Raw genomic sequence first — 21517 nt, forward strand, 5'->3', positions numbered from 1 at the left:
CCAACCCCTGGTCCGGAGCGATCAATTCCCACCTCCTAAAACAGGATATAGTTCATCCACCTATTTGGACTATTCTCCCCCGTTAGTTGAGACAAAACGGCAGCCTTCGCGGCAGCCGTTTCTTTGTAATTCCGCTGAGCTAACGTCTCCCCGATCGTGTAATGATGGACTTGCCATACGATCACCGCCTCTGATTCTTTAGTTGTGGTAGCAAGTCTCGTATTCGCCTTTCATTAGCAAACTTTTACAAGCCAGACCACTCTCGTGATAAATCGCTTTACCAATTTCTAATTTGATACTTCTATTCGAATTTGGATAATTAGGATCGTCATTTTGAATGTACAGCGTGTTCTCATCCACCCACTCCATAGCAAAATCACTTTTTGCATCACTATAATAAACCGTTTGCAAGTTATTCTTCTCCTTTGTTATTTCACCCCATACATTAACACCCCCTGCTGCACCACCATAAGGTTCATAGTAAGCATTAGCCGTATATGCTCCAGTGGGGGATGTGACAGGTCCAGGTCCCTTTTGGGCGGATTCTCTATCAATATCACTAAATGTAAAAAAGCGGGTTTCATAAAAATAGATTGAAGATGCCATTACAACCCCTGACAACGTTGCAATCATCAATTTCCCTTATACGAAGCCTTACTGTTTCAATAATTTTCACTAACCTCCACTCCCTGTTCCCAAAGTTTGCTTGATGGCTGCCCCCCGCAAGTGCCCCTACCGGGTATCCGTTCCAGCCTCCTCCATAGCTTCAACACGATCATACAATTCCCTTCCATTCCCACACTTTGCTACAACGATCCGCCTGTTACCTCAACGAGTAAAAGGAGCAGCTGCCCGCCAGGCAATCTGCTCCTTGATGACTCCAATCAGTGTTGCCCTTTAGCTTAACCATCAAAGCCTAGCATTGAGTTAGTGAAATAGCACTCGAATTGGCACTAAATTTCCTATTCAATCTTTGGTCGATAATAAACCAAGCTGGAGAGACTGAAGAATTATCAACCTCTGTTTTCAGAATAAGCTTGTTGAATATCAATGCCATATCGTTAAAATCCGATTCAATCTGTATATGTCGAAGAATCTCTCCATCAAAAGAACTTACAAGTTCCCCCTGTAGTTGCAAACGCCCTTCGCCAGTCCATTGTAACTGTTCAGAATTGAAATCCGTTCCATCCTCTCGTACAACATGCCATCTAGATTCTAGACAGACTTGGAAACTGTGAAGATTGCTCTGAAGTTCAATGACTATCGATTGACCGAAAATAGAACAGTTTCTCACAAGCATATTAGAAAGATAAGTTCTCAGAATCAGTTGGATATCAAGCTCCAATAATTGTCCCTCCCTAAATTCCAAGTTACGATTCTGTCAGGAACCGGGCAACGAACATTCTATACGGGGATTGCATCGGAATGGCATCCGCCAGCTGTCGCAGACATTGCTGCATGTCTTGGAAGCAGGCTCTTCCCAGCCAATTCGGTTCCAGCAGCTCCTCCGGTAACATCGGATCGTTGAGGCTCAGATCCGCTAACAATTCGCCCAATTCCAGGAAGCGGACGAACAAGGCGAGGCCGTCGGAAGGTTCTCGCAGCAAGGGTTCAATGTCCGGAACGAACTCGGAATGAAACCATTGGATTTTCGCCCGATAAACTTCATTCAACTCCTCCAAAGGCCAAAGTCGCTTCACTAGCGTCAGCGGTTGCTCTTGTGCGACGAAAGATCCTTTCAGTAAGGTCAAGCGATCCTCTACGTCATATTGTTTGGCGAAGCGAAGCACTTCTTCAACATAATCCCATGGGGTAATATAGACGCTTTTGTACAACGCGCCGAATCCCAGCTGCAGCAGGTCGCTGCGCAAAGCGTCCCGCTTTTTACGTTCTGATTCCGGCACCTCGAACATTACCGTTAACCATTGGCCGTCCCAAGGCTTTCCCAGCAGCTGCGGTTTTTGATTGATTGTCGTGATGAAGTCCAGACCCTGGATCGTTATTTCGTATTTCGAGCGTTCTTTCGAAGACAGGTATCCTTCCTTTTTCAAGCGAAGCAGCGCATTCCGAACGATTTGGTGGTCGACGCCCCGCGCTTCATAAATCTCGACAAGCCGTTTGACTTCGACGCCTTCCGTCGAGGAGATCAGGAACAGAATTTGTTTTTCCAGCGATAACAAGGCATGGACCTCCCCGAGAAATTAACATGAATGTATTGACATTCCATCGGAATATTTATAATATCATTAACAACGAACGCGGATTATTTTATTATAATAAGAGGAGGAGACCTATGCAAATCGTATTCCATGGACATTCTTGCATCCAATTAACTAGCCGGACGCATTCGATTCTCATTGACCCTTACATGGACGCCAATCCCTCGGCAGTCGCCAAAGCGGATGACATTCTCGCCCATTATATTTTGCTCACGCATGGTCATGACGATCATATCACCGACGCCGTATCCATTGCAAAACGTAATGATGCTCCGATCATCGCTGTAGAAGAACTAGCGGAATACCTGGCTTCCCAAGGGGCAAAAACAGAACCGATGCATGTGGGCGGCGAATGGTCGTTCGATTTCGGCCGTGTCCATCTTACGCAGGCCATTCATACCTCATCCGTACGGACTGTTGACGGACAACGGCTATATGCGGGCGTCCCTGTAGGCTACGTGGTCGAGATGGAAGGCAAGACGATCTATCACGCCGGGGATTCGGGATTGTTCGGTGATATGAAATGGATCGGGCAGCGTTTCGATATCGATATCGCATTCCTTCCCATTGGCGGCCGATTTACAATGGGACCTTCCGATGCGCTGGTGGCGGCGGAGTGGATTCAGGCTCGACATGTCGTTCCCATTCATTACGGAACGTTCCCTCTTATCCGGCAGAATGGAGGAAGCTTTATTGAAAGTCTGTCCCGCAAAGGAATTTCAGGTCGTGTCATGGTTCCTGGCGAGATGATCGAGGTCAACTGAGCGAATATCCCGAAGCGGAGTGGTAACCATGTCCATCCTGAATACGTTCTATCACATTATGCTGCCGATCCTGATCCCCATTGGAATTGGAGCCATTCTTCATCGGCGTTTCAAGTTCGATTTGAATAGTTTCTCAAAGCTCATTATCAATTACTATGTACCGGCTTTAGCTTTCGTCAAAATATACGAAGCGGAGTTGTCGACCAAACTAATCGCGTCCGTATTCGGATTTCTGATGATCCAATTCATCGTGATTGTCCTCATCGGCTATGCGATAAGCCGGGTCATGGGCTATTCCAGACCGCTTGCCGCGAGCTTCTCCAACAGCGTCTCCTTAACGAACAATGGCAACGTAGGCATACCGGTTAACGCCTTAGCGTTCAAGCAAGATGCCTTGGCCATGTCGATTCAAGTCATCGTAGTCGTCTTTGAGCTCTTCGTTACGTTTACGTTCGGATTGCTTAACGCAAGCAAGACCGTCTCGGGATTAAAGGGATCGCTAGTCCAGTTTGCCAAAATGCCGGTTCTCTACGCGATTATAGCCGGCACGCTATTACGCTTCTGTCATATCCAAATCCCTGATCCGATTCTTCTCCCGCTCGATCAAATAGCAGCAGGCATGTTCGCGTTCGCGCTCGTCTCGATCGGAGCCCAAATCGCTTCTTCCAAGCTGCAGCAGCATACTTCGGCCGTTCTGCTCAGCAGCTTCGTGAGACTGATCTTATCGCCAATCTGTGCCTATGGGTTAATCCTGCTGCTGCACCTTGACGGCATTACCGCGCAAGCCTTGTTTATTGCCAGCGCCATCCCGACATCGCGCAATAGCGCCGCCCTTGCGCTCGAATATGGCAACGAGCCGGGTTTCGCCGCGCAAGCCGTTCTTGTGTCGATGCTGCTGAGCAGCATTACGCTGACCGTTGTCGTTAATCTTGCGACGGTATTATTCTGAATGTCGTTCCATGAACCCGCTCATGCCAATAACCGTCGGACTGACCTGCAGCGGTCAATCCGACGGTTAGCATTTATTTTCTCTAAGCGCGCATTCGCGGGAAAATTTGATTAAACCGATATTTCTCCCGTTGCCCATCCTTTGATAAATTCCGCTAAGGACGCAGCGACTACCGTTCGTTGGTCATTTTCATGGCTCCAAACATAGATGTCATCAGGTCGAACATTCCCGTTCGTTAGATTGTAGCCGAACAAATCACCATTACCCGCATCAGAGAAAAATAAAAACTCATCAAGAGGCTCTAAATAATCTAGCGTTTCAGTAAGCGAACGAAAATACAGATTTTCCTTAATCGCTCTCTCAATAGACCATATTAATGCAATGCCATAGTCGCCGTGGATTCCATTTGTCTCTTGGTAGAGAGTCAACAACGCCTCAGGCAAGCTAACCTTTAATTTTTCTTGTAGTGCTAGAAGCTCTGTCTCTGTCGCAGGCACTGAAAATTGATATTCCGTTGATAGGTTACTCACGTAATTTTTCCACATGATATAAATTTATCTCCTTCCACCTGTTACCTATTTGTTAAAAGTGAGTACGGGACACGGTGACGAATGTTCTCTCATGTTACATTCAGAATAATGTCTTTTAATTCAATCAGAGTCTTGATTCGATAGCTGGCCTGTGAGAAATCATGTGTTTTTGTGAAGTCGTTATGGACAATAACACAGTCGATACCAGCCGCCACGGCTGAGTTCAACCCTCTGTTTGAATCTTCCACAACCAGAGTCTCTTCTTTAGTAGCTCCGAAGCGCTTAAGGCCGGTTAAGTATGGTTCCGGGTGCGGCTTGGCGTGCTCGTAGTCTTCGCGAACAAGGAAGAATTCCATGAATTGTCTAATCTGACGCTTTTCATGAATAAGTTGAAAATCCGCACGTTTTGCAGTCGTCACGATGGCCATGCGGACGTACTTTGACAGTTCGGCTAAAGTTTCAACTACGCCTTCAATCTCTATGGCTTCTGTTCTTAGATATTCCTGATAATAGTCGTTGCGGACCTCACGCTGCTTGCTGATGGTCTGTTCATCAATACCTGCCGCCCTAGCTTGGGACCAAGTACCCCATGATTGGGTCATATCGCGGAGGTATTGATCTTTATCCAAGGTAAATCCAATGTCAGCCAGCGCGCGTTCTCCCGCTTTGTAATACCAGAATTCAGTATCAACCAAAACACCATCATGATCGAAGAGAATGTACTTTTTCATTGTTTCGTTCTCCTTTTCGGATCACTTACCATTGGACCCAATAAGTCAGACAAGCATCAGGCAGCTATGGATTGAACGTTAGTCGCTGGACGGTCTCCCCGGCTTTGCCCTCCGTCTGCGTCGCCCGATTAGGAACGCTCCCCCGATGTAGAGCAGGAAGATTAGCAGCGCAAGTACGATAAAAAATTGAAAATTAATGATGACGAAATAAGAATCGTGATACTGGAAATCCGTTGGAGCCGGTAACAAGCTGCTTTTCACGACGTCGAAGAAGACAGGGCCGGTCATCAACGCATAGATGAGCGTCGGAACGGCCACTGCCAGCACTAGGCCGATCAGCCAATGATAGAAACGCATGGTTAAGTCCATCCCCTGTCGATTATCTGAAAACAGTCTTTAACACAGCACGCCTCGACATCACTCTACCTTAGATAAAACATTACCTTGCATTTCTTTTATGATGTCTAAGAACTGACCAACTTCCTTGGATGGATGTAATGGATATAGTAAACCATATGGAACCGCGAAATCTAAATCACTAGGGATCGTCACCAAGGAGGGATGAATATCTGCCCACGACTCCAATGTTAACATCACCGTATGACTTTCCTCGCAGCGATTAAACACATCCAGATCATAGAGACGCGGAACATCCTTAATATGTATTTGAGGATGTTTCTTTTTCAGGAAATCACGTATGTCATGAATGACGGCATTATTCCCACCATTCACCACAGCCAATCTTTCCCCATACAAATCGTTGACAAGAAGTGTTTTTCTTGAAGCCAGCCTATGTTGCCGAGATACGGCAAAGCAAACGCGGTAACTCCCCAGTTCGAGCACACGGTAGTAATCCTTCAAGTTATCTGTAAGAAACGGCCCCGCTATGATATCGAGGGATTGGCCAATCATGCGGTAAGTGGTTGGGAGTGTATGGGCGTCATCTTCGAAATGAACGATGTTTATTCCGAATTGAGGGTAGAGGTCGCTAATTCCATTCCACAAATCAATCAAAACCTTACAGGGATTAAGCATAGAAGTACCCACCCGAACCATATGCCGATTGTCCTGTGCGGACTGATGGATGCGGATAAGAGATTCTTGAAAATACTGCAGCATATATTCCGCATCTTTGATAAAAGCTGTTCCTGCATTTGTGAGGCTGACACCGTGGTTGGTACGGATAAAAAGCGGGACGCCGGTTTGCTTTTCCAACAAATTCATTTGCTTCATCACAGCGGTCGAAGAAATAAAAAGCTTTTCGGCTGCCTTAGAAAAGCTTCCGGACTCCGCCACTTGAACAAACGTCTTCAGCTGCTCAATCATTCAGGCAGGCCCCTCCTTTTTTGCATAAACCATTAGTTAATACCATGCTAACTTATTTGAAATTCCGTATCAAGCTGCTACGCCGTAACATTAGAGAAGAACGAGAGAGAAAACAGAAGCTTTAAAAAACCTACACACAGGAACTGTATTGGAGGAGAATACGATGGAAAACAAAGTCTGGTTCATTACAGGAGCCTCTCGCGGATTAGGGCGCATTTGGGCGGAGGCCGCTCTCTCTCGCGGGGATAAGGTTGCCGCGACCGCTCGCACGCCGGAAAGCCTCGCCGAACTTAAGGAACGTTTTGGAGACGCTGTTCTCCCCTTAACGCTCGATGTAACAGATTCTCAGCAAGTTAAGCAGGTCGTTCAGCAGGCTCATGCGCATTTCGGCAGGCTGGACGTCGTCTTAAACAATGCCGGTTACACGCTTGTTGGCACGACTGAGGAGGCTGACGAATCCGACGTCCGCGAACTATTTGACGCCAATTACTTTGGTATGCTTCGTGTCATCCAAGCTGCCCTGCCTCTGCTTCGACGACAGGGCAGCGGGCACATTCTCGGCGTCTCAAGCGCCATGGGGATTGTTGCGGCCCCGCTCATCGGCTTCTATTGCGCTTCCAAATGGGCGGTCGAAGCCCTGCACGATAGCCTCGCTCAAGAGGTTAGAAGCTTCGGCATTAAGGTCACGTTGCTCGAGCCGGGCGCCTTTGCAACCGATTTTGGAAGCCCCCTGTCCATGAAGACATCACAGGGATTGGAAGTCTACGCTGAACTTCGAAATCGGGTGTCCGTTCGTTTATCGACAGAAGAACGAGGCGATCCGAATGCGACGGCCGAAGCGATTCTTCAAATCATAGACGCCGAGGACCCGCCTTTGCGGTTTGCGGTCGGCGCAGGGGTCTTGCCCTTGGTGCGCGGAGTCTATGCTGATCGTTTAGCCACTTGGCAGACATGGGAAGCTGTTTCGAACGGAGCGCAAGGAACGCCGATAAGCCGCCATGTACCATAGAAGGTCTTGTGGCATTTTCTTTCCCTGCTTACTTTCCTTCTTAATTACTCGCCAGTTTCCTTGAACGTGAGATACGGTATAGATACAATTTGTTCCGTCAGCCTTTTTAAATAAGATATATGCCCTGTTGTCTTTTACAAAAGTAATGGGGGCAATGAAATTCTTATAACCTGTACCTGGATTATAGTCCCTCATTAAGTCTTTTTGAATTTCTTCGCTTATTTTATTAAGGGATTTGAATCGTCCCTGCTCGGATTGGTACGCTAGTTGTGGGTACTCAAACTTTTCAAAAGAAGATAAATCTAAATTAAAGGTTTTGAAAATGTCTTCAAGGACTTCATCTTTAAATTTCTCCATCTTGAGTTCCCATTCATCGCCTTTGTGTGCAAAACTTATAAGCTTAACCCCTTTGGGACTAACATTAAAGGTAATTGTTTCAGTACCGTAAGGATTAGAATGGGCCTGTTCAAAAGTCGTAACTTCTATCTTTACCGTAAATGAATACCCGCCTTCAGATTCCCTTTTTATCTCCAATACTTTGGACCCATACAAAGCGAATTGTTTGGGATAACCATAATGGTGAATGATGGCCTCATTTATGTTTGGAGCAAGTGTTGTAAGAAGGGCATCATTTGTGAGTTTTTCTATTGATTCTTGTGGTTCGGCAAAAACAACAAAATACTTCGATGCCGCAGCAATAGCGGATATTAATAAGACTAACAGGAACGCTTTTCTCAAAAAACATCACCTCTTAGGTTAGACTGCCCAAGTCGCCATCCCCCAGAGAGTCTCGCAGCTGCACGGACTTCATGTATGGATGTTCTTAACGCGGAAAGGCCGCCCCCTCTCGGAGCGGCCCCAATTCTTACTTCTTCTGCTGGCAAAACATAATTCCGCCATATCCCGAACCCCTTCGCAATCCCTCTCTAAGCAGTCCGCTCCGATGAGGACGCCGTCCGTTCAATCAGCCAAATCAGCCCCCAGAATACAATGGTGCTAAGTGCTGCGATAATGGCCGAGCCGCCTGCATGAATAAAGGAGGCAACGGCAAACGCAGTGGCCAGCAAGAAGTGAATTCGCCGCATATGCTTGTTCTTCACCCGCCGAATCAAGAAACCGTAGATACCCAGGAACAGCAGAAGCGCAAATGCGGCAATACCTGTATAGGTATCGTCCTTCAGCACCGATTGCGTCAAGAAATAAATGCCGTGGGCCGCGACCAACACGATCGCGGCATAGCCCCCCAGCTGATGCAGCCGGTCGAACAGCTTGACCAATGTCTTCACGAGCGGAGACGGCGATCTGCGCTTCCTCTTCAAGCGAAGCCAGGCATAGCTAACCGCGCCGCACCAGACCGCAATGGTACCCAGGGTCTTGAATAAGCCCTCGCTTCCTTCCTCGCCTCGTCTCATACCGGCAGGCGGTCCACCTGCGGTCGATCCAAGTTGTGGCGGGCCTTGATGGGTCACGCCGAGGAAGCCATACAGAATCAAAGCAAGACTCGCCACTGCCACGATGACAGCCGGAATATATACGCTGCGGCTATGTTTCATATCCCAATCCCCTCCCTCATTCAATCATCTAGAATCATTATAGAGCGCGAAGCTTAATACACGATGAAAGAATCCAACGGGCTGCTTGGACGTGCTTACACGATCCCCATGACGCAAACATTTTGGCATATTTTGCTCACCAGGAACTTATTTATTCGCGCTTCATGAGATCCACGGTCGGTTCATTCCCAAGCCCCCCGTTAACAGAAAGAACCCCGAAGAGCATGAGCCCTTCGAGGTTCCTTCGTTCGCTACCTACAATTTCATTCAGAGAAAAACCATTATCCGCCTACGCTTGTCCAACTTCGCGAAGTACGAACAACACGCTCTTGAAGTCGCCCTCCAGCTGCGGAATCGTCAGCCCATAATGCCTCAGCTCGTCGCCGCCATACACCTGACCATCCTGCTCCAGCGCGTACGACTTATCCGGATCGAGGCCTCGCAATTGCAGTCTGCGCATGGGTCCGTTCGGTTCGCCGAGCACCCGGAAGTACGCCGCGAACGCCTCCTTCTTGTCCTCCGACACGAACATCCAAGCCGTGGCATTGCCTTCGAACGGACTAAGGAGCCGGTAGAAGTCGCCGAATTGAATCAGATTGCGCAGCGCTTTGTACTGTTCCACTTGGCGGCTGACCTCTTCCTTCTCGCCTGCCGTCAGCTTCGTCAAATCCAGCTCGTAGCCGAAATTGCCCGACATCGCGACATGGCCGCGCGTCTCGAACGGCGTAATCCGGTGTACCTGATGATTCGGCACGGCCGACACATGCGCGCCCATGGCGCTCGCCGGGTAGACGATCGAGGTGCCGTATTGAATTTTGAGCCGTTCCACCGCGTCCGTATCGTCGCTTGTCCACGTCTGCGGCATGTAGTGCAGCATACCCGGGTCGAACCGGCCACCGCCGCCCGAGCAGCTCTCGAACAAAATATGCGGGAAGCGCGACGTGATTCGTTCCATGACATTGTAGAGGCCGAGCATATACCGATGCGCCGTCTCGCGCTGGCGCGCCGCCGGCAGGAGCGCCGAGCCGATCTCCGTCATGTTGCGGTTCATATCCCATTTGACATAGGTGATCGGTGCCGAATACAACACCTCGCTCACCGAATCGACAATATAGTTGCAGACGTCTTGGCGGGATAGATCCAGAATCAACTGCTGACGCGCCTGCGTCCGGCTGCGGCCCGGCACGTGAAGACACCAGTCCGGATGTCTGCGGTACAGGTTGCTGTCTGGCGATACCATTTCCGGCTCGAACCAAAGGCCGAATTGCATGCCGCCCGATGTGATCGCCTCTCCCAGCTTGCCCAGACCATCCGGCAGCTTGGCCCGGTCCACCACCCAGTCGCCGAGCGAGCAGTCGTCGTTGTTACGCTTGCCGAACCAGCCGTCGTCGAGCACGAACAGCTCGATCCCTAGCTCGCGGCCGGCTTTTGCGATCTCCAGAATTTTATCGGCATTGAAATCGAAGTAAGTCGCTTCCCAGTTGTTGACCAGAATCGGACGCGCCTCGTCGCGGAAGACTCCCCGGCACAAGCGGGTCCGATACAGCCGGTGATAGGTGCGCGACATGCCGCCGAGCCCTTCGCTCGAGCGGACCATAACCACCTCCGGCGCCTGGAAGCGTTCGCCCGGCTCGAGCAGCCAGCTGAAGTCCGCCGGCTGGATGCCGATGTTCACCCGCGACGTGCCGAACTGGTCCGCCTCCGCCTGGGCGAGGAAGCTGCCGCTGTAGACGAGGCTGAAGCCGTACGCGTCGCCCGTCTCTTCGGTCGCGTGAGGGGACAGGAGCGCCAGGAACGGGTTCTGCTGATGGCTGCTCGAGCCGCGCTTGCTATCGATCCGGTTGATGCCCGGCGCGAGCGGCCGCTTGACGAGATGGCGCTCCCGCGTCCATGCCCCGGACAGCTGCAGCATGTCGAAGTCCGCATGCGAGAAATCGACGCTTGCGCTCAGCGCCCGATTCAATACGATATCGGCGCCTCCGTTATTCTCGTAGCGGACGGAGCGAACGACCGCGTCCAATTCATTGTAGACCGTATACAGCAGGACGACCGTCAAGCCGCTAAGCTCGTCGACCAGCGTAAGCTCGAGCGTATCCGCCTCTTCCGGACGCTCCACATAGGTCGCAGGCAGCCCTTTCAGTTTCGGCTTACCCGGCGTAATCGCATGACCGCCGTAGCGCAAATCCGTAACCGTGCTGCCATTGGCGAACCGCGCCTCGAACGCCGGCTCCCGGTAGTCGCCCGTGCCGTAGGACGGGAATTCCTGCGGGAGCGTATCGAAGGAGAACGTCTCATCGCCGTTGATGAAGTTCGGATGGAAGGAGCAGCGCCGCACCGTCTGCAGCCGGCTCGCGAACCGCTCGGCGGACAGCTTCGGGCCCCAGTACAGATGTGCCGGATAGCGCCCTTTGGCAAGCTCGATGATGTAGCTGGAGCCGCTCGTCTGCAGAAGGAAGAGCTGCTCCTGTTCTTTATAATAAATCGGCATAATGGCCTCCTGTGATCATGTAGTCATGGGCATTCCTGCGGCTTAGGTCGATTATCCCTTCACGGCGGAGCCGACGGTCATGGCGCGCTCGACCTGCTCGCTGAAGAACAGATAGAGGATAACCATCGGCAAGGAGGCCATCGTCATGACGGCGCCCATCCCGCCCCAGTCGGTGCTGTACGTGCCTTGGAAGAACAACAATCCGAGCGGCAGCGTCTTCATCATTTCGTCGGTAATGAGAATGTAGGCGAGCGTGAATTCGTTCCAGTTGTTCAAATATTGGAAGATCGCCACGGTCGCGATGGCCGGCATGACCATCGGCACGACCACTTGGAAAAACAATCGGTAAATATTCGCGCCGTCCATGCAGGCGGCTTCTTCGACTTCCTTCGGAATGCCGCGCATGTAGCCGTAGAACACCATCGTCGAGAACGGTAATCCGATCGCCACGTACGGCACGATCAGCGCGCCGTACGTATTGGTCAGATTCAAGTCGCGGACGAGAATCGCCAGCGGCACCATGATAACCTGCAGCGGCATGAACATGCCGACGATCATATACGTGCGGACCGCGCCTCTGAACCGCCATACCATCCGCGCGACGGCGAACGCGAACATGAGCGCCAGGATGATGATGATCGCCGTCGAGATCGTCGAGACGACGAAGCTGTTCAGGAAGTAACGCGGAATATTGAATTGGGACCAGGCGGTCACATAATTTTCGAAGCGAAAATGGGTCGGGAACCCGAACGGATTCGTGACGAAGATCTCTTCATTGTTCTTGAGCGAATACGAAATCATCCAGAACAACGGATAGACCGACACGATAAAATAGAGCCACAACGGAATTTGCAGCACGAAACGGTTCAATTTCTGCATCTGGCCTTGCCCTCCTATTCAAGCATCTCGCGGCTAGTCGGTCTGCCCGCGGTCGAACACCTTGTTGATGATAACGGTCGCGACCAGCGAGATCGCCACGAGCAGCACCGACACCGCGCAAGCGTAGCCGTATTCGCTCTCCATGAAGGCATAGCGATAAATCATGTAGGTGAGCGTGTAGTTGGACGTGCCCGGACCGCCGCTCGTCATGATCAGCATTTGGACGAAGGCGCCGAGGCCGGACGTAATGGCGATCGTAAAGCAAAACTTGTACGTCTCCCGCATCAAAGGCAGCGTGACGTGCAAGTGTGCCTTCCACTTGCTGCAGCCGTCGATCGTCGCCGCCTCGAAATATTGCTCGGGAATGGATTTGACCCCTGCATACAGGAGCGCGAACTGATAACCCATGAACTGCCACGCGTTGACGAACGCGATCGCGATGATCGATTGCGTCGGCGATGTCAGCCAGTTCTGCTGGTACGGAATATGCAGCAGCTCGAACAGCCGGTTAATAAGGCCGTTGGTCGGATCGTAGACGGCGATCCACAGCTGGCACACGACCGTGACCGACAACACGACCGGGATGAAATACGCGGTCTTCAGCAGTTTCCGGCCTCGGATGCGCTCATCGGCGCACACGAGCGCGAGAATCGTGCCCAGTCCGATCTGGAACACAGCCAGCACCGCCGCGAAAATAAGCCCGTTGCGCAGCGAGGTCGTCAACAGCGGATCGGCGAATAGTTCCTTGTAATTGGCCAGTCCCGTGAACGTCGCCTCGCTCAATCCGTCCCAATCGAAGAAGCTCCGGTAACCGGTCTGCAGGACGGGATAGATGAGAATGACGCTATAGACGAGCAGCGCCGGCAGCAGGAACAGCGTAATCGCCAGCTTGTTGCTTAAATATTTGTTCATGATCGCTCCCCATCTCCTCTTGATAATGAACCCCGGCGCAGCGCTTCACAGCTGGCCGGGGTTCGTACGCCTGAAACGTTTATGGATGTTCCTTCTTCAGGACGCGATTGAGCTCGCTGGCGAACTGCTCTACGGTGAAGTTATCGATCAACAGACTCTGCGTGTTGTCCTCGAGCGACGTCGAGATTTTGGTATTGTTGAGCGCGGTCGAATACGCTTGGGCGTTCGGCAGCACTTCCTTGGCAAGCCGGTCCATCATCGCCGGCACGCTGCCCGCGATCGGCTTGTCCGTCTTGGAGGCGACGATCGGGCTGCCCAGCTGCGAATACCGGTATTCGGCCGATTTCTGTGCCAGGATGCTCGCCACTTGAACGGCGATCTCCTTGTTCTCGCTGCTTGGCGATACCGCGTAGCCTTGCGGCGATCCGGCGCCGTTGATGTACAGCTTCGACGCTTCATAGGTCGCCTCGTCCTTGGCCGGCCAGTACATCCAGTCGACCTTGTCGCCCAGCTTCTCTTGCGAGCTGTAGATTTCCCATTGGCCGTTGACGAACATGGCCGCCTTCTCCTGGTAGAACATCGCCGAGGCCTGGTCGTAGTTGGTGTTCGTCGCATTGACGTCGAACAAGCCCGCTTTCTGCAGCTTCTTCACTTGTTCCGCAGCCGTGACGAACGCCTGCGGCAGCTCCTTGACGCTCGCGTCGTCCAGCGTGCCGAAGCCCTTCGCGTCTTCGCGGGTCACGAAGCCGGCGTAGAATGCGCGCGGAATCCATTTCTCCTTGGCGAAGATCGACATCGGCACGTAGCCGGCTGCCTTCAGCTTCTTCGCCGCTTCGGCGAGCTCATCGACCGTCTTGATCGGCGTTGCGATGCCGACCTTCTCGAAGATCGATTTGTTATAATACAGCAGCTGGAACTCGATGCCGGTGTCCGGGAAAGCATACACATGGCCGTCCGGCGCCACCAAGCGCGACTCCGTGCCGGAGGTCATGTTCGCTTTGAACGACGCCGTCACGTCGTAATCGTCGAGCACTTCAACGTTCTTCGACTTGGCGAACGTCTGCAGCGTGTTCCAGTCGGTGAAATAGATGTCCGGCATGTTGCCCGTCGCCGCATACGTCTTCAGCTTCTGGTAACCGTCCATAACCGCCGGATCCAGCTCGATCTCGACGTTCGGCATCTCCTTCTTCAGCTCTTCCACCGCGTAGTCGAACGGCTTGGACGTATCCGCGTCGAAATGCTGCGCGTACACCTTCAGCTTCACGGTTTGCGCATCGCTTGCGCCATTGGCCGCGGTGTCGGCGCTGTTGCCGCCGCTCTTATTGGAATCGTTTGCACCACAAGCCGTTAGAAGCCCCGTCGTAAGTATAAGTACAGCTAATCCATAGGTATAATGCTTTGGAAATTTCATCCTAATCCCCCTCGATAATGGATGGTTGACTGACTGCCTTTCTGTTCCCATTATAGTCCCGATTCTTGTCGATCTATAAGGCACAAAACGGGCATCATCCGTACAAAACGGGACAACTGGCGCGCAAAAACAAGAGGAAGCGAATCCGCCGCGGATCGCTTCCTCTTGATCTCTGCCCTTGCACGGCGCTGGACGTCTCACCGGTGTCCGCCCGTTTTTAGCTGCTCGTATTCCGTCGGCGTCATGCCGAAGCGCTTCTTGAAGCTTTTGCCGAAGTAATTCGGATCGCTGTAGCCCGAGGCCGCGGCCACGTCCGCGAGCCGCATGTTCCCTTGGAGCAGCAGTTCCTTCGCCCGCTTCATCCGCAAATGCGTGATATGATCCACGACCGAGTAGCCGGACTCCTTACGGAACACCTTGCGCAGATAGCTCGGGTCGACGAAGACGGCGGCGGCGACCTGCTCCGCCGACAAGTCGGGATCGGCGTAATGCGTCTCGATGTAGGCCTTGGCCGCCTGGAACAAGTTCGACGCCTTCGTCGGACGAACGTCCTGCGTTAGCTGGATGAGCCGGCGATACAGCTGCACGATCCACGCCTCCGCCTCCTCCCAGCTGCGCATGCCGCGCAGCCGATCGCCGGCGCCGGCCGCCTGCTCCGTCGCCCGTTCGAGATCGATGCCCCGTTCGGCCGCGAACGAGACGGCGATCGAGACGAGTCCCATCAGCATTGTGTAGGCATAGTCGCTCTGCAGCTCGTAGGCGCGAAGCATCCGCAACCGCTTGCGCAGCTCCAGGGCGGTCTCGCCATCCTTCATGCGAAGAGACATCAGCAGCGATTCCTGCGCTTCGGCCGCATTGTAGTCGCCTTTGGCGGCCGAACCCCCTTCCTGCTCCGCTTCGCCCGATTCCTCGGGCGCCGGCAGCCGAGGCTTGACCCGCTCGAGCATCGCCGCCAGCTCCTTGCGGTTGAACGGCTTCAGCAAATAGTCGTGGACGCCGATCTGCACCGCCTTCTGCAAATATTCGAACTCGTTATGGCCGGTCACGAAGACGATGGCCATCCGATCGAACTTGTCCTTCAGCTTCTCGGCTAGCTCGAGCCCGCTCATGAACGGCATATTAATATCGACCAGTGCCAGATGGGGAGCGATTCGATCCGCTTCCTCCAGCGCTTCCTTCCCGTTGCGCGCCTCGCCGCATACCTGGAAGCCGTGACCCTCCCAGTCCATCTTCGTGCGCAAATAGTCCCGGAACAACGTCTCGTCGTCGACGATCATTACCCTATACATCGCTTGTCCCTCCTCCCGTCCGCAACGCCGGCACCTGTAGCACGACCCGCGTCCCCCGTCCGGGCTCGCTCGCGATCGTCATGCCGTATTCTTCCCCGAAATACAGCTTCAGCCGCTCCTCTACGCTGTACAGCCCGATCGAACGCTGTCCATCCGCATCCGTGTGTGCCTGCAGCACTTCGGCAAGCTGCCGATCGTCCATGCCCACGCCGTCATCCTCGACCGCGACGACAACCTTGCCCGCTTCCGAATAGGCCGAGATTCGGATCAATCCCGGCTCCCCCTTCGTCTTCAGACCGTGGTAGATCGCATTCTCCACGAGCGGCTGAAGGGAGAGCTTCGGAATCGGCGCGCCGGCCAGCTCGGCGGGAATATGGATCTCGTAACGGAATACTTCGCTATAACGGACCTGCATGATCGCCAAATAGTCGGCCGTGATCTTCGCCTCCTGGCCAAGCAGAATCAGTTCTCTGCCTTTGCTCAATACCATACGATAGAAGTCGGCCAGCGCCTTGGTCGTATCCCGGGCCTCCTCGTGCCGGTCCATGTCGTTCAGCACGTAGATCGTATCCAGCGTATTGTACAGAAAATGCGGCTTCACCTGCGCGGTAATGAGCGCCAGCTCATACTCCCGCTTCCTCGCCTGCTCCTCCTCCACCTTCAGCACGAGCTCTTGAATCCGCTGCACCATCGTATTGAAGGCTCTGGCCAGCAGGCCGACTTCATCCTGCGTGCGGATCGGCGCATGGACGGTCAAATCCCCCTCCATCACGCGGCGCATCGCTTTGACGAGCTGGAGCAGCGGGCCGACGATCCATTTGGAGAGCCGGTCCGCGGCGAGCCAGGTGACGATGACGCAGATCAGTCCAATGAGCACGGTCAGCCAGCCATTCTTCCGGATGTCCTTCGTCAACAAGTCGATGGAGGTCAGATTGACCAGCTGCCAGCCCAATGGCGAATAGCTGCTCACCGTCACGAGGTTGCGCTCGCCGCCATGATCCAAGATTTCGGAGGCCGCTTCGGATCGACGAAGCAGTGCGTATTCCGGCCGGTTCTTGGCCGAGGTCAGCACCAGCGCGGCATTCGGACTGGCGATGATGGACATGTCGCGGTCGACCAAATAGTACTGCTTCTGCTCCACGTCGCCGCCGCCGAGGAAGCCGGAGATCGTCGACTCTTGCACCAGCAGGAACAGCGAGCCCAGCGTCCGGCCCGTGTTAATATCCGACAACACCTTGCCCAGCGTCAGCACGGGCACCTGCGGATCCGATGTCAGATAGTTCCGGCGCTCCATCGGCAGCCAATGCGACTCGCCGTAGCTTCCGGCGTCCAGCAGCTGCTGCACAAGGCCGTTGCGCGCAATCTGCGTCTCGTCGTTAACGGCGCTGTACGAGGTATGGACCGTCCCGTCCGGCTCGACGAATACGGCGGCGGCGACCTCGGGAAATAGCGCCACGTCGATGGACAGCCGACTTTGCAGCAGATTGCGCAGCCGCACGTCGTCGATCGCGGTCCTCTCCGACGCCGCCGGATACGCCTCGAACAGGCGGTTCAAGTCGGTGACGAGCAAATTCGCGCAGATCTCCATGTTATTCATCGTCGAATCCAGCTTCGCCACCATAAGCGCGGATTCATCGTGAATATTCTCCTTCGTCCGTTCGATGATCGAGCGGCTGAACAGCTGGCTGGAGATCAGCCCCAAAATAAAAAGCGACAGAATAATCAGCGGCAAATACGCCACGATCACCTTTCGCTTGATCTGAATACGCGCATACCAGGCGGTTATCGGCGCGAACCAGCGGATGGGCATGCCGCTCCCTCCCTTACCGTTAATGCTCCTCATTGTACTGGAAGGAGGAGGAATGGACAACTGCCGCTTCCGAGCGAAAAAAAAAGATGCATGACAGCAGCCGCTAGCTGCCATCATGCATCCTTGCTTCATTATTTAACGATCTGCTCCTTGCCGTCCGCATCCATCTTGTAGCTGTGGTGGATCGAAGCTTCCTCAATCTCTCTGAACGCCCAGTGCTGCGCAGAGACATCCTTCCACGATGGGGTGTTGATGCCGTAAAGCGGGCCCCGATTGAGGATTCGATTGAATATCGCTACCGTCTCCGCTCGGGTAAGCTCCTTATTCGGCTGGAATTCCCCAGTAGGCATGCCTTTCATGAAGCCGGCCTTCTCCACGAGCACGATGTCTCTCGCAGCCCAGTTATCCTTGATGTCGGACAGGGTAGACGCCTGATCCGCTCCGCTCAATCGAAGCCAGCGCGAAATAATCGCCGCCATCTCCGCTCTCGTAATCGCTTGGTCCGGAGCAAACGTACCGTCCGTATACCCCTTCATCCAGCCTGCGCCCGTAACTTGCCGAATCACATTGGACGCCCAATAGTTGCGCGATACATCCTGGAAGCTCGTTGCGGATCCGTTGCTAGCCAACGCCGTACTCGTGCGTGCCAAGAGTGCCGCGATTTCGGCGCGCGTCACGCTTTTCTCCGGTCCGAACGTGCCGTCAGGCAAGCCAACCACGTACGCTTGGTGCGACTTCGCATTCTTCGCTTCTTGTTCCTTCAAGTATTGTTCCCAGTTCTCCATATTCAGGATGGTGAACGTGCTGAATTTCGTTACGCCGAATGCCAATCCGAGCTGACCCGGTTTATATTCGACAACCTCGGGCTTCACCAGATCCCGGTCTCCGTCGCTATGTTCAATAAAGATAACGAGATCGTTCAAGAACGCTTCTTTTGCCTTCGCATCGATTGGGAGCAACACATCGCGGAGAGGCAAGATCAAATCCACAGGTCTGCTCGTCAAATTCGTCTCGATCGTCATCGGACGCGCGACCACTTCAACCTTCTTGTCCCCCGCTGCTTCTTTTACGACTTTTTCTACTTTTGCACGCTCTTCGACCTCGAGCTGCTTCGCTTTCTCTTTAATCGGAATGAGGCGGAAATACAAATCCTTCTCCAAGTCTTCCATGGAAGAGGACGGCACGATGATTCTTACATTCTCCGTATACAATTCCAGGTTCAACGCCGCATTCGTCAGTTCTTTCGTCGATACCGTTGGTATCTTGATATCGACTTGCTTGACTTCGTCTTTGGCATCCGGAATGACGATGCGCGCCGTTGTTTGTTTGGACTGCAACGTCTTCTCTACGGTTTCGATAGCCTTATTATGGCCGAACGTAATATCATCCGACTTCTGTCCTCGTTCATCCGTCGTACGTAGGATCGTGGCGGTTGAAATATTCTGGCTATCGCCAAGCTGACCGGTCTCGACGATAACGGTAACTTCCTCTGTATTGGACGTTGGCGCTGGCGAATTGCCGCCGCTCGAAACAGGGGCTGCAGCTCGCGTCACCGTTACCGTATACGTATGCGTCGTCCCGTTCTGAGCGGTCACGACGACGACAATCGGATTAGGACCAACCATTAACGGAATCTTTACCGCTTGTCCGCTTAATGAAGCCGTTCCATTGACGGTCAACGTTGCCGTGGCATCGGCAACCGTTGGCGTTACATCTACATTCGCTACGGCATTCGCAACGCTTGCCGAGTAGGTTGGCGTGCCTGCCGCGAACGCAGGGGTTAAGGTCCCTTCGCTGATCGCGAGATTGATCAAATCCGCATTCGCCGATGGCGGCGCTGCGCGCGTAATCTCCACGGTATACGTTGACCGCGTCTTGCCGTCTTGCGCGGCAACGACGACGTCGACCGCGTTCACGCCTACTTCCAGCGGCACATTGAGCGGAACGCCGCTCGTTGCCGGCCGGCCATCAATCGTCAAGGTCGATGCGGTATCGTCAGCCGTGGCCGTTACGTTCACGTTGCTAATTGTATATCCTACGCTTGCGGAATAGGCTGACGTCTCGCGCTCGAATACCGGAGATAGCGTCCCTTCGCTTATGGCCAAATGGATCAAATCCGCGTTGGCGGAAGGCGCAGCCCGATCGAATGTAACCAAATACGTTCGCGTCGATCCGTCTTCGGCCGTTACGACAATCGTGACCAGGTTAGGCCCTACGTCCAAGTTAATCGTCTTGGAAGCGGCCGACTCCCCGTTGATGGTGATCGTAGCGTTCGCGTCTTCCGGCGTCGGAGTCAGCGTAACGCTTGTCGTCGGATAGCTTACAGGCACCGTATATTCCGTCACGCTCGAGGAGAATACCGGGCTTAACGCACCTGTGCTTAAGGTGATGTTTTCCAGATCGGCATTACTCGAATGGAGCGGCACGGGACCGACATAATTACTCGCTGCCGGCGCGCCTGTGCGGGTTCCTACCGATGCATTAGGCGTCACTTCGAATCCAATATATTTGCCTTTGTCTTGATTCGTCACCACATACGTCAAACTTCGGCTAGGCGTAAAAATTTCCTGTTTGTTCGTCCCGGCGTTATCGTCCGCGCGGTACCAATTATACGAAGAGTATGCCGTCTCCGGGGCGCCTTCAAAATCGCTATACGTATACGATGCCGTCAGCGTGGACCCGATCGACGTATTGCCCGACAGCGTCACGTTGCTTGCTACCGGAGCACGGTCTTCGACGACCAGTGTCTTCCCGCCTAGGGTATACGCCAATTTATCCCCCGGCATGAAAGCAATACCCGTCATTCGGTCTGCAACGACCTGCTTGGTTGCTTGACTAAAGTCAATCTGGTCATCCGCCAGATCTTCATGCGGCACTTTATAATAGCCATTGTCCAACCATCCGAGCAAATACATGTTATCCATGGAATCGAAGGCAATATCGCCGGCTGATTGGATCGAGTCGGGGAGCGTGCCAAGATGTTTCACTTTCTCCGTATCATGGATATCGATCGGGAAGTTATTCAGATCTGCTTTGTTAATCTTGTAAATTTCCTTGAAGCTCGACAATACGAAATAAAAATTGCCCTGCGAATCGAAGTCGATGCCAAAAACCGTCATCGCGTTGCCCGTTGCGGGATAAACACCCATATGGACGACAGGTGTTACCTTATCGGGATTCTCAGCGACGTTAAGCACCCCATTCGCTAGATCGCTCTCGGCAATACGATAGATATTCTCGTTATTTTCGATCGAATAATACAAATACCCGGAATCGAAGGCAAGGCCAAGAAAACCGACAAAGCCGTTCGCTACAAACTCTCTGTACCCTTTATTCCCGCTCTCCGTTATTTTCGTTACTTGCTGGCCCTCGCCCACGTACATATTGCCGCTATGGTAGGCGGTCGCCCACCCGTTTGAAATCATGACCTCCTGATAAGCATAGGTTTGTTGCGCAAATCCCGTTACCAGCATCATTGCCGACAGTAGAAATAAAGATAACCGTCTTACACTTTTCGCCATTTTCTCTGCTCCTCTAGGTGTTATAACCAATCTGTTGATAAACAGTCATTACGATTATACTACACTCCTATGCATATAAAGTTATAGAATACTTGCCAAATTCAGAAACTATCATGCGGATCAACG

Annotated in this window: 19 protein-coding genes; 3 read left to right on the forward strand and 16 right to left on the reverse strand. The window is 52.9% G+C overall.

Annotated features, from left to right (window positions below):
- Positions 1 to 198: 198 nt before the first annotated feature.
- The 3 genes from ACFFSY_RS33175 to ACFFSY_RS33185 all read right to left on the reverse strand — a co-directional run bounded on the left by ACFFSY_RS33175 (position 199) and on the right by ACFFSY_RS33185 (position 2180).
- Complete coding sequence (locus ACFFSY_RS33175) at positions 199 to 633, reverse strand: DUF5412 family protein (protein ID WP_377502584.1); 435 nt, start codon at positions 631 to 633, stop codon at positions 199 to 201.
- Positions 634 to 916: 283 nt separating this feature from the next.
- A complete protein-coding gene (locus ACFFSY_RS33180; protein WP_377502586.1) occupies positions 917 to 1345 on the reverse strand; it encodes a hypothetical protein in 429 nt (142 codons plus the stop codon).
- Between the two features lie 25 nt (positions 1346 to 1370).
- Complete coding sequence (locus ACFFSY_RS33185) at positions 1371 to 2180, reverse strand: PaaX family transcriptional regulator C-terminal domain-containing protein (protein WP_377502588.1); 810 nt, start codon at positions 2178 to 2180, stop codon at positions 1371 to 1373.
- 113 nt (positions 2181 to 2293) lie between these two features.
- Here ACFFSY_RS33185 and ACFFSY_RS33190 point away from each other — a divergent pair, with 113 nt between their 5' ends.
- Positions 2294 to 2983 carry a metal-dependent hydrolase gene (locus ACFFSY_RS33190; RefSeq protein WP_377502589.1) on the forward strand — a complete coding sequence of 230 codons (690 nt, stop codon included), beginning with the start codon at positions 2294 to 2296 and terminating at the stop codon, positions 2981 to 2983.
- Positions 2984 to 3011: 28 nt separating this feature from the next.
- Positions 3012 to 3932, forward strand: coding sequence for an AEC family transporter (locus ACFFSY_RS33195; protein ID WP_377502591.1), 921 nt, complete (start codon positions 3012 to 3014; stop codon positions 3930 to 3932).
- 110 nt (positions 3933 to 4042) lie between these two features.
- Here ACFFSY_RS33195 and ACFFSY_RS33200 read toward each other — a convergent pair whose 3' ends face one another.
- The 4 genes from ACFFSY_RS33200 to ACFFSY_RS33215 form a co-directional block, all read right to left on the reverse strand.
- Positions 4043 to 4477, reverse strand: a complete 435-nt coding sequence (locus ACFFSY_RS33200) for an SMI1/KNR4 family protein (protein WP_377502593.1) — start codon at positions 4475 to 4477, stop codon at positions 4043 to 4045.
- Positions 4478 to 4551: 74 nt separating this feature from the next.
- Positions 4552 to 5193 carry an HAD family hydrolase gene (locus ACFFSY_RS33205; RefSeq protein ID WP_377502595.1) on the reverse strand — a complete coding sequence of 214 codons (642 nt, stop codon included), beginning with the start codon at positions 5191 to 5193 and terminating at the stop codon, positions 4552 to 4554.
- 78 nt (positions 5194 to 5271) lie between these two features.
- Entirely contained in the window at positions 5272 to 5550 is a 279-nt protein-coding gene (locus ACFFSY_RS33210) for a hypothetical protein (RefSeq protein WP_377502597.1), read from the reverse strand.
- Between the two features lie 60 nt (positions 5551 to 5610).
- On the reverse strand, positions 5611 to 6519 hold the full coding sequence (locus ACFFSY_RS33215) for a LysR family transcriptional regulator (RefSeq protein ID WP_377502599.1): 909 nt from the start codon (positions 6517 to 6519) through the stop codon (positions 5611 to 5613).
- A 163-nt stretch (positions 6520 to 6682) separates the two neighbouring features.
- Here ACFFSY_RS33215 and ACFFSY_RS33220 point away from each other — a divergent pair, with 163 nt between their 5' ends.
- Entirely contained in the window at positions 6683 to 7528 is an 846-nt protein-coding gene (locus ACFFSY_RS33220) for an SDR family NAD(P)-dependent oxidoreductase (protein WP_377502601.1), read from the forward strand.
- On the opposite strand, the gene ACFFSY_RS33225 is transcribed toward ACFFSY_RS33220, so the two are convergent.
- The 9 genes from ACFFSY_RS33225 to ACFFSY_RS33265 all read right to left on the reverse strand — a co-directional run bounded on the left by ACFFSY_RS33225 (position 7454) and on the right by ACFFSY_RS33265 (position 21295).
- Entirely contained in the window at positions 7454 to 8266 is an 813-nt protein-coding gene (locus ACFFSY_RS33225) for a DUF3888 domain-containing protein (RefSeq protein ID WP_377502603.1), read from the reverse strand. The two genes, ACFFSY_RS33220 and ACFFSY_RS33225, sit on opposite strands and share 75 nt — an antisense overlap.
- A gap of 188 nt (positions 8267 to 8454) precedes the next feature.
- Positions 8455 to 9081 (reverse strand): hypothetical protein, encoded by a 627-nt coding sequence (locus ACFFSY_RS33230; protein ID WP_377502604.1) that lies wholly within the window; start codon positions 9079 to 9081, stop codon positions 8455 to 8457.
- A gap of 289 nt (positions 9082 to 9370) precedes the next feature.
- Positions 9371 to 11569: an alpha-galactosidase gene (locus ACFFSY_RS33235; protein WP_377502606.1), complete on the reverse strand. Its 2199-nt coding sequence runs from the start codon at positions 11567 to 11569 to the stop codon at positions 9371 to 9373.
- Positions 11570 to 11620: 51 nt separating this feature from the next.
- Positions 11621 to 12448, reverse strand: coding sequence for a carbohydrate ABC transporter permease (locus ACFFSY_RS33240; protein WP_377502608.1), 828 nt, complete (start codon positions 12446 to 12448; stop codon positions 11621 to 11623).
- 33 nt (positions 12449 to 12481) lie between these two features.
- Entirely contained in the window at positions 12482 to 13360 is an 879-nt protein-coding gene (locus ACFFSY_RS33245; RefSeq protein WP_377502610.1) for a carbohydrate ABC transporter permease, read from the reverse strand.
- 79 nt (positions 13361 to 13439) lie between these two features.
- A complete protein-coding gene (locus tag ACFFSY_RS33250) occupies positions 13440 to 14771 on the reverse strand; it encodes an ABC transporter substrate-binding protein (protein ID WP_377502612.1) in 1332 nt (443 codons plus the stop codon).
- Positions 14772 to 14968: 197 nt separating this feature from the next.
- On the reverse strand, positions 14969 to 16060 hold the full coding sequence (locus ACFFSY_RS33255; RefSeq protein ID WP_377502613.1) for a response regulator: 1092 nt from the start codon (positions 16058 to 16060) through the stop codon (positions 14969 to 14971).
- Positions 16053 to 17870 carry a cache domain-containing sensor histidine kinase gene (locus ACFFSY_RS33260; protein WP_377502615.1) on the reverse strand — a complete coding sequence of 606 codons (1818 nt, stop codon included), beginning with the start codon at positions 17868 to 17870 and terminating at the stop codon, positions 16053 to 16055. Before ACFFSY_RS33260 ends, ACFFSY_RS33255 begins: the two co-directional genes overlap by 8 nt.
- Positions 17871 to 18001: 131 nt before the next feature.
- Positions 18002 to 21295 (reverse strand): cadherin-like beta sandwich domain-containing protein, encoded by a 3294-nt coding sequence (locus tag ACFFSY_RS33265; protein ID WP_377502617.1) that lies wholly within the window; start codon positions 21293 to 21295, stop codon positions 18002 to 18004.
- Positions 21296 to 21517 lie beyond the last annotated feature (222 nt).

Source organism: Paenibacillus aurantiacus (assembly GCF_042431225.1).
In the GTDB taxonomy this organism is placed as follows: domain Bacteria; phylum Bacillota; class Bacilli; order Paenibacillales; family Paenibacillaceae; genus Paenibacillus_Z; species Paenibacillus_Z aurantiacus.

Excerpts from the sequence above, each read along its gene's own strand:
- ACFFSY_RS33175 (WP_377502584.1), bottom strand. The coding sequence starts at position 633 with ATGATTGCAACGTTGTCAGGGGTTGTAATGGCATCTTCAATCTATTTT.
- ACFFSY_RS33190 (WP_377502589.1), top strand. The coding sequence starts at position 2,294 with ATGCAAATCGTATTCCATGGACATTCTTGCATCCAATTAACTAGCCGG.
- ACFFSY_RS33195 (WP_377502591.1), top strand. The coding sequence starts at position 3,012 with ATGTCCATCCTGAATACGTTCTATCACATTATGCTGCCGATCCTGATC.
- ACFFSY_RS33200 (WP_377502593.1), bottom strand. The coding sequence starts at position 4,477 with ATGTGGAAAAATTACGTGAGTAACCTATCAACGGAATATCAATTTTCA.
- ACFFSY_RS33205 (WP_377502595.1), bottom strand. The coding sequence starts at position 5,193 with ATGAAAAAGTACATTCTCTTCGATCATGATGGTGTTTTGGTTGATACT.
- ACFFSY_RS33210 (WP_377502597.1), bottom strand. The coding sequence starts at position 5,550 with ATGCGTTTCTATCATTGGCTGATCGGCCTAGTGCTGGCAGTGGCCGTT.
- ACFFSY_RS33215 (WP_377502599.1), bottom strand. The coding sequence starts at position 6,519 with ATGATTGAGCAGCTGAAGACGTTTGTTCAAGTGGCGGAGTCCGGAAGC.
- ACFFSY_RS33220 (WP_377502601.1), top strand. The coding sequence starts at position 6,683 with ATGGAAAACAAAGTCTGGTTCATTACAGGAGCCTCTCGCGGATTAGGG.
- ACFFSY_RS33230 (WP_377502604.1), bottom strand. The coding sequence starts at position 9,081 with ATGAAACATAGCCGCAGCGTATATATTCCGGCTGTCATCGTGGCAGTG.
- ACFFSY_RS33235 (WP_377502606.1), bottom strand. The coding sequence starts at position 11,569 with ATGCCGATTTATTATAAAGAACAGGAGCAGCTCTTCCTTCTGCAGACG.
- ACFFSY_RS33240 (WP_377502608.1), bottom strand. The coding sequence starts at position 12,448 with ATGCAGAAATTGAACCGTTTCGTGCTGCAAATTCCGTTGTGGCTCTAT.
- ACFFSY_RS33245 (WP_377502610.1), bottom strand. The coding sequence starts at position 13,360 with ATGAACAAATATTTAAGCAACAAGCTGGCGATTACGCTGTTCCTGCTG.
- ACFFSY_RS33250 (WP_377502612.1), bottom strand. The coding sequence starts at position 14,771 with ATGAAATTTCCAAAGCATTATACCTATGGATTAGCTGTACTTATACTT.
- ACFFSY_RS33255 (WP_377502613.1), bottom strand. The coding sequence starts at position 16,060 with ATGTATAGGGTAATGATCGTCGACGACGAGACGTTGTTCCGGGACTAT.
- ACFFSY_RS33260 (WP_377502615.1), bottom strand. The coding sequence starts at position 17,870 with ATGCCCATCCGCTGGTTCGCGCCGATAACCGCCTGGTATGCGCGTATT.
- ACFFSY_RS33265 (WP_377502617.1), bottom strand. The coding sequence starts at position 21,295 with ATGATTTCAAACGGGTGGGCGACCGCCTACCATAGCGGCAATATGTAC.